We start from the raw sequence: 8,291 nt of genomic DNA on the forward strand, positions 1-8,291 counted from the left end.
CTCCGGGCGCCGCGGCCAAGCCCGCGGCGGGGACCGCCGGTGCCGCGGCGCCCACCGCCAACCCCGCGGCCAGCGCCGCGGCGGGCAACGATCCCTGCGCGAGCCCGGAGCTGGTCGGCAAGGGCCGCGCCTGCATCGACACGCTGGGCGGCAACGCGCGCGGCCCCGCCCTGGTGGTGGTGCCCGGCATCAACGGCGGCAAGCCGTATGCGATGTCGCGCACCGAGGTCACCATCGGCGAATTCAACCGCTATTGCCGCGCCACCCATGCGTGCAGCGAAACCTCGCCGGGCGACCGCGACGCCGCCAGCCTGCCGGTCAGCAACATCAGCCTGGCGCAGGCCAAGGGCTACCTGCAGTGGCTGAGCAGCGCCAGCGGCTACACCTACCGCCTGCCCAGCGACGACGAATGGACGCACGCGGCGCATGCGGGCAGCGGCTGGAAGCAGGCGCCGGACAGCAACTGCATCCCGCCCGGCGGCGACGACAGCGGCGGCGGGCCGATCTCCGCGCTGGGCCGCGAGGCCAATCCATGGGGGCTGGTGAACATGTCCGGCAACGTCTGGGAGTGGACGACCAGCGGCGGCGGCGTGGTGGCGCGTGGCGGCAGCTACGGCAGCTACTGGTCCGACTGCACCGTGGACAACCATCGCAGCGACAGCGGCGGTGCGCAAAAAGACGTCGGGTTCCGGGTGCTGCGGGAGCTGAAATGAGCGAGCGGGAGCAACGCGTCAACCAGGGGCTGCGCATCCTCGACGAAGCCCACTACAGCGGGCGCATCAGCCGCGAGGAATACCGCAAGCGACGCCGCCAGTTGCTCGGCTCGCTGTGCGACAGCCATGGCATCACCGCCCGCAACACCTTGCGCACCCGCATCACCCAGCAGGGCGGACGCAGTGCCGCCGCCGTCGCCGGCGGATCCCCGCCGCCGGCCTCCCGTCCCGCCCGACGCGCCGTGGCGTGGAAGCCGCTGCTGGCCTTCGCCGGCGGCCTGCTGCTGTGCGCGTTGCTGCTGTACTGGCTGATGCAGGCGGATTGAGCGCCTGGGCAGGGGCGCCTGCGGCGGCGTGCGTCAGACGATGCGCACGTCGCGCGGGTTGAGGTCCGGGTTGCGCCAGAAGGCGTCGTTGGCGAAGCGCTGGAACAGGTCCGGCGGCAGCAGGCTGCGGCGCTCGCGGGCCTCCACCCGGGGCCGCACGGTGTGCAGGCCCGGCGTGCCGGCCTTGGCGTCGAACTCGCTGGCGTCGTACTGGACGTGGTCGGTGTCGTGCTCGAAGGTCGGCTCGCCGAGGAAGTCGTAGATGGCCCCGAGCGCCCTGGCCGGGTTGCTCGTGAGCGTCTCGTACTGCACCAGCAGCAGGCGATCGGCGTGCTCGCCGAAATAGGCCTCCTTCAGCGCGTCGTAGGCGTAGCCCAGCATGCCTTCGCCGCCGGCGATGCCGTTGGCGCGGCTGAACACGGTGCCGCCGGGGCTGTAGTTGAAGATGGAGGAGGGCTGGAAGGCGTTCTTCTGCACCAGCCGCTCGATGCTGTCCACGATCCACGGCACGTCGCGCACGCAGGCGATCACCCGGGCCTGGGGGAACAGTCCGGTGATGGCGGGCAGGCGGGTGCACCAGGCGCGGCTGGTGTCGAACACCACCTCGGCTCGGGTGTCGGCGTAGTACTGGTCGAACAGGCCGCGCAGGATGCGCTGGCGCTGGTCATCCCCGATGAACACCGAGAACTCGTTGCGGGCGCTCATCTCGCCGAGCAGGGCGCCAAACAGGCCGGCGAGCGGCCCGCTCATGCCGGCGTGGAAGCGCGGGTTCTGCCGGAGCAGGGCGGCGAGCAGGGTGGAACCCGAACGCGGCAGGCCGGAGATGAAATGGATGCGCTGGAACATGGAATTCCTTGACGTGGGCCGGCTGGCCGTCTTGCCGCGAGTGTAGGCATGAACGACCGCGGGTTCGAGCGGTTGACGGGGCGTGTCCCGGAATGGCGCGCATGCGGGGCTATGCCGGGCACGCCGCCGCCAGCGGGCGCCGCGCCGCCGCCCCGCCTGCCGCCGCTTTCCGCCATGACCGGAAACCGTCCCGTTTTGCGCATTGGGTAGCAGGGACGGTCATGTTTGACGTAACGCAGGCAGGGCGCTGGTGGATTGACCGCCGGTACCTGCCATCGGCCGTCGCGACCGCACCGGGGATGGCATGGGTGCCATTTGGCCATGCCCGCGGGTCATCGATCATGAAGGGGATTGCCGTGCGCAGGGTCTGTCTGGCTGCAGCGTTGGCGCTGGTCCTTGGGACCGGAGAGGCATGGGCGCAAGCGGCCGGGGGGAGTCCGCCGCAGATCCTGGTCAGCGGCGTGCCGGCGGGGAGTGCCGCGCAACCCGCCGTGCAGGCGATCATCGACCGCGAATACCAGCAGGCGGCGACGAACGGCGCCACGCTGGACGCGACGCAACTGCAGGCACTGGCCGCGCGCATCACCGCGGCACTGCACAAGGCCGGTTACCCGGATGCGCACGCCTACCTGCCCGGTCAGGTGGTGGCCTATACCGTGCACGTGCCGGGAGCGCCCGCCGCCGCGGCGGCACCGGCGGTCGCCGCCGTGCCGCAGGCGACGCCGCCCGTCGCGCCCGCGGCAGCGTCCGATCGCGTGGTGCCGCCGTTGAAGGACCGCGCCGTGGGCAATGCGCAAACACAGCAGATCGCGGTGAGCGGTTTCCGCGTGGATGGCGTGGGCGCGCACAAGGATGCGGGCATCACCCCGGCCAGCATCCAGGCACTGGCCGATACGCAATTCCACCAGCTGGGCGGCAGCGGGGCGCAGCCGGCCCAGCTCGGCTTCGACCAGTTGCAGGGCGTGGCCGACGCCATCACCAAGCGCTACCGCGACGCCGGCTTCATCGTGGCCACCGCCTTCCTGCCGGCGCAGACGGTGGGCGACGACCACGTGGTGCACATCCAGGTGCTGGAGGGCAGGATCGGCCGCATCATCGTCAAGGGCAACAAGCGCTACCGCGCCGGGGTGATCGCGGCGCCGGCGGAGAAGCTGCGCGGCCAGGCCTTGCAGAAGAGCGCGGTGGACACCGCGCTGCTGTACGACCGCGACTTGCCGGGCGTGTCGGTGACATCCACCTTCCAGCCCGGCGAACAGACCGGCGACACCGACCTGATCATGGTGGCTCGCGAGGCGCCGCGGCCGTTCACCGTCACGCTGGGCGGGAACAACTACGGCACGGCGGAGACGGGCCGCTACCGCGCGGAAGCGGGCATCACCTGGAACAGCCCGCTGGGCATCGGCGACAGCCTCGACGCCAAGGTCGACTACGCGCTGGACCCCAGCCAGAACGTCTTCGGTTCGCTGCTCTACAACATCCCGACGGTGGTGGTGCCCGGCCTGGACGGGGTGCTGGGCGCCACCCGCAGCGAGCTGCAGATCAACTCCGGCGCGTTCGCCAAGCTCAACGTGAAGGGGCCGAGCTCCTCGTATTTCGGCGGCGCCGACTGGAAGTTCGTCAACACCGACGATTTGAAGATGCTCGGTTCGCTGCACCTGATCCGCGAGGAATCGAAGCTGGAGATGGGCGGCTTCAACTTCGCGCTGTCCGACGAGCGTTTCGACCTGGCCGAGCTGGGCTTCGGCCTGCAGCACATCGACAAGCGCTTCAACGGCGTGGACGTGGTGCAGGTGGCGGTGCGCAAGTCGATCAACGACGACTCGGCGGTGCCGGACCTGATCAGCCCGGACCACTCGCGCAGTTTCCTGTCCGAGCGCATCTCGTACACCCGCCTGCAGTTCCTCACCAAGACCCAGCGGCTGTATTTCAAGTTCAGCGGGCAGTACAGCAACGACGTGCTGGTGCCGCTGGAGCAGTTCGCGATCGGCGGCCCCGACAGCGTGCGCGCCTACCCGATCGCCGACGCGCTCAGCGCGCGCGGCTACTACGCCTCGATGGAATACCACGTGGACGCGCCGGGCTTCAGCAACAAGACCTCGCCGTTCCATGGCCGGCCATGGCGCGAGCTGCTGGAGGTGGAGACCTTCCTGGACTACGCACGCGGCTTCCCGGTGGCCGAGGAACGCGCCACCGGCCTCAGGCCGGTGACCTACAGCGGCGCCGGTGCGGGCTTCGTCTTCCGCCTGCCGTTCTGGCACCACCTCGAGTTCCACCTCGACGGCGCGGTGCCGCTGGGCAGCCAGGACGCCTCGGACAAGCACGGTTACCACGTCTATGCGCGGTTCGGCCTCACCTTCTGAGTGCCTGTCCATGACCCCCATGCACTCCGCGTCGTCATCGAGTCGCCGGCAGGCGGCAGGGCCGGGCGCCGGCCTGGCCGATGGCCGGGCCAGGCCGTGCGCAGTCGCGTGGCAGCACGATGACAGCCCATCGGGCCGGGACTGCCTGCCCGCATCCCGGCGTCATCACTCCGTCGTGGACGGACGTCCACGCCTCGCTCCTCCACGCGGAAAGAGCGCATGGATGCGCCCGGCCTTGGGTAGCGGGGAAGGCCGGGTCCATCCATGGACTCTCCCCGCGTGCCCTCGTTCTTCCCAGGCCAGCGCGCAAACAGCCCCCGGCGCGGTGCGCCTGGGGACCACAAGCAGGTTCTAACGGACAACGACCATGAACACGACTCACCTCGCGATCCAGCGCGCGTCCAGCCATCGCACGGCGACGGCCCTGTCGCGGCTGCGCCAGCAACGGCTGGTGCTGAGCATGGCGCTCGCGTTCGGTTCGCTGCCGTTCTGCGGCGGTGCGCTGGCCGCTTCCGGCGGCGTGGCGGCGACCACCACGCCGGTGGGCGGCGTGGTGGTGGGCGGCGTGGGTTCGATCACGCAGAACGGCGTCAACACCGTGGTCAACCAGCAGTCCGCGTTGCTGGCACTGAACTGGCAGAGCTTCAACCTGGGCCAGGACGCCTCGGTGCTGTTCAACCAGCCCTCGCACAGCGCGATCGCGCTCAACCGCATCTTCGACCAGAACCCCAGCCAGATCTTCGGCCACATCAACTCCAACGGCCAGGTGTTCCTGATCAACACCCACGGCATCATCTTCGGCAGCAGCGCGCAGCTGAACGTGGGCGGCCTGGTGGCGAGCACGCTGGACCTCACGCCCGACGACTTCCTCTCCAGGCACTTCAACCTGGACGCGCACGGCGGCAGCGCCGGCATCGTCAACCACGGCACCATCCAGGCCGCCAGCGGCGGCTCGGTGAGCCTGGTCGGCGGCCAGGTGGAGAACGACGGCCTGATCGTGGCCAACCTCGGCAGCATCAACCTCGACGGCGCCGACAGGGCCGTGCTGGATTTCGACGGCGACGGCCTGGTGGGGGTGCAGGTCACGGGTGCCCTGCAGCAACGCCTGAACGCCGACGAAGCCGCGGTGGCGAACAAGGGCACGTTGCAGGCCGATGGCGGCACCGTGGTGTTGCAGGCCTCGGCCGCCAAGGACCTGTTCACCAACCTCGTGAACAACAGCGGCGTCATCGACGCCCACGGCATCAGCACCGACGGCGGCGTGGTGCGGCTGGTCGGCACCGGCGGCAACACAGTCGACAGCGGCAGCATCGACGCCAGCGGCGTGCATGGCGGCACGATTCAGGTGCTGTCGGACCACGATGTCCAGATTACCGCTGGCGTGCTGGATGCCTCAGGTACCTATGGCGGTGGCGAGGTGCTTGTCGGCGGCGATGAACATGGCGCCAATCCACTGGTACTCGACGCCGCGCATACCGAGATCGGCAGTGGAGTCACCATCGATGCAAGCGCCAGGCTGGCGGGCGATGGCGGCAAGGTCATCGTCTGGTCCGATCTGGGGACGCAATACCTCGGCCACATTGCATCGCGTGGCGGCGATGACGCCGGCAATGGCGGATTCGTCGAGGTTTCCGGCAAGGACTTCCTGTTGTTCCAAGGCACGGCGGATCGCCTGGCGCCGCACGGAGTTGCCGGGACCCTGCTGCTTGATCCGACCGATTTGACGATTTCCGCGACAGGGCCCAGCACCGCGACGTGTTCATCGGGTACTTGCGGATCAAACAGCAATACGTCGGTCTTGACGACGACAGCCTTGCAGGCGGCGCTCGCTGGCGGGTCGGTGAATGTCAATGCGTCGGCAGGCACGGGTGGCGGTACCGGGAGCATCAATTGGACCGACGGGTCGGTGAATGCCGGCGGTCACTCATTGACCCTGACGGCAACGACCTCCATCACGTTCGACGGAACGCTGACGAACCTGGCCGGCCTGACGTTTTCCGGTACGTCGCTTGGCGGCACGGGAAGCGCCTCCGGCACCGGGGCGATAACCGGAATAGGTGGTGCCACCTTTGCCCTGTCCGGCACGAAAGCCGGTACGGCCGACGGAATCAGCTTCAGCGGATTCACGGCAGCGGATGCTACGACCATTACGGGCGCTACGGGCTTCGATTACGCAACGATGAGCAGCGACGGCATGGCCTTCGCCAACGCCACGAGCGTGACGGGTACGGGAGCGATCACGAACCTGGGCAGCACCACGTTTGCCCTGACCGGCAGCACGGCAGGCACGGTCGGGAGCACCAGCTTCAGCGGCTTCACCTCGGCGGACACCACGACCCTCACGGGTGCTGCGGGTTTCGACGACACGGCGCGGACCAGTGAGGGGATGACCTTCGCCAACGCCACGAACGTGACAGGCAGCGGGACCATCGCAAACGTCACGGGCAGTTTTGCCGATGACACGAAAACCTCGTCGGCGAGCAGCATCGTCTACAGCGGCTTCGATGCGGTGACGGGCACGGGTGGGAGCGTGACCGGCGTGACCGGCAGCTTCAATCTAGGAACGAAGGTTTCCGCAGCCTCGGGCATCGATTACAGCGGCTTCGGCGTGACCACGCTGGCCGGCAGCGGCAGCGGCGCGACAATCGCGGGCAGCGGCCAGACCTACACGCTGGACGACAGCGTGGCGGACAAGGGCAGCAGCGGTGGCGTGAGCTGGACGTCGTTCGGGAACATCACGGATGCGACGGGCACAGTGAACTTCGGCACGGGCGGCAGCGTCACGGGCAACGTGACGGCGGCGACGCTGAACTACGGCAGCTACGGCAGTGCGGTGACATTCGCCCTGGCGGACGGCGTCGGGGCGACGACGGGCATCGGCGGCACGTGGACGGGCGTCACGACGGTGACGGGCAATGGCAGCAACAGCAACACGCTGACGGGCAGTGGCCAGACCTACGCGCTGGACAACAGCGTGGCGGACAAGGGCAGCAGCGGTGGCGTGAGCTGGACATCGTTCGGGAACATCGACGACACGACGGGCACGGTGAACTTCGGTACGGGCGGCAGCGTCACGGGCAGCGTGACGGTGGCGACGCTGAACTACGGCAGCTACGGCAGTGCGGTGACATTCGCCCTGGCGGATGGCGTCGGGGCGACGACGGGCATCGGCGGCACGTGGACGGGCGTCACGACGGTGACGGGCAATGGCAGCAACAGCAACACGCTGACGGGCAGTGGCCAGACCTACGCGCTGGACGACAGCGTGGCGGACAAGGGCAGCAGCGGTGGCGTGAGCTGGACATCGTTCGGGAACATCGACGACACGACGGGCACGGTGAACTTCGGCACGGGCGGAAGCGTCACGGGTAGCGTGACGGCGGCGACGCTGAACTACGGCAGCTACGGCAGTGCGGTGACGTTCGCCCTGGCGGATGGCGTCGGGGCGACGACGGGCATCGGTAGCACGTGGACGGGCGTCACGACGGTGACGGGCAATGGCAGCAACAGCGCGCTGACGGGCAGCACCACGTTTGCGCTGAGCGGCACCCAGGCGGGTAGCGCGGGCGGCATCGGTTTCAGCGGATTCACTTCAGCCGATGCAACGACAGTCACGGGGGCACCCAGCTTCGACGTGTCCACCAAGGTCAGCGACGGGATGACCTTCGGCAGCGTGACCAGCGTTGCCGGCAGCAGTGCCAGTGCGACGCTCACGGGCAGCGGCCAGACGTACACGCTGGACGACAGCGTGGCGGACAAGGGCAGCAGCGGTGGCGTGAGCTGGACATCGTTCGGGAACATCGACGACACGACGGGCACGGTGAACTTCGGCACGGGCGGCAGCGTCACGGGCAACGTGACGGCGGCGACGCTGAACTACGGCAGCTACGGCAGTGCGGTGACGTTCGCCCTGGCGGATGGCGTCGGGGCGACGACGGGCATCGGCGGCACGTGGACGGGCGTCACGACGGTGACGGGCAATGGCAGCAACAGCAACACGCTGACGGGCAGTGGCCAGACCTACGCGCTGGACAACAGCGTGGCGG

Annotated in this window: 5 protein-coding genes; 4 read left to right on the plus strand and 1 reads right to left on the minus strand. The window is 69.0% G+C overall.

Going from position 1 to position 8,291, the window contains the following annotated elements; all coding sequences use genetic code 11:
• On the plus strand, nucleotides 1–713 hold a 713-nt coding region (locus IHE47_RS00770; RefSeq protein ID WP_192103183.1), incomplete at its 5' end, for an SUMF1/EgtB/PvdO family nonheme iron enzyme.
• Nucleotides 710–1,039, plus strand: coding sequence for an SHOCT domain-containing protein (locus IHE47_RS00775; RefSeq protein ID WP_192103184.1), 330 nt, complete (start codon nucleotides 710–712; stop codon nucleotides 1,037–1,039). The genes IHE47_RS00770 and IHE47_RS00775, both read left to right, overlap by 4 nt.
• A 33-nt stretch (nucleotides 1,040–1,072) precedes the next feature.
• Here IHE47_RS00775 and IHE47_RS00780 read toward each other — a convergent pair whose 3' ends face one another.
• Nucleotides 1,073–1,885: a sulfotransferase gene (locus tag IHE47_RS00780; RefSeq protein WP_192103186.1), complete on the minus strand. Its 813-nt coding sequence runs from the start codon at nucleotides 1,883–1,885 to the stop codon at nucleotides 1,073–1,075.
• A 356-nt stretch (nucleotides 1,886–2,241) separates the two neighbouring features.
• Here IHE47_RS00780 and IHE47_RS00785 point away from each other — a divergent pair, with 356 nt between their 5' ends.
• The gene (locus tag IHE47_RS00785; protein ID WP_343227411.1) at nucleotides 2,242–4,245 is read left to right on the plus strand and encodes a ShlB/FhaC/HecB family hemolysin secretion/activation protein; all 2,004 of its coding nucleotides are present in this window, start codon (nucleotides 2,242–2,244) and stop codon (nucleotides 4,243–4,245) included.
• Between the two features lie 367 nt (nucleotides 4,246–4,612).
• On the plus strand, nucleotides 4,613–8,291 hold a 3,679-nt coding region (locus IHE47_RS00790), incomplete at its 3' end, for a filamentous hemagglutinin N-terminal domain-containing protein (RefSeq protein ID WP_192103190.1).

It is taken from the genome of Rhodanobacter sp. DHB23 (genome assembly GCF_014842975.1).
Lineage (GTDB): Bacteria > Pseudomonadota > Gammaproteobacteria > Xanthomonadales > Rhodanobacteraceae > Rhodanobacter_A.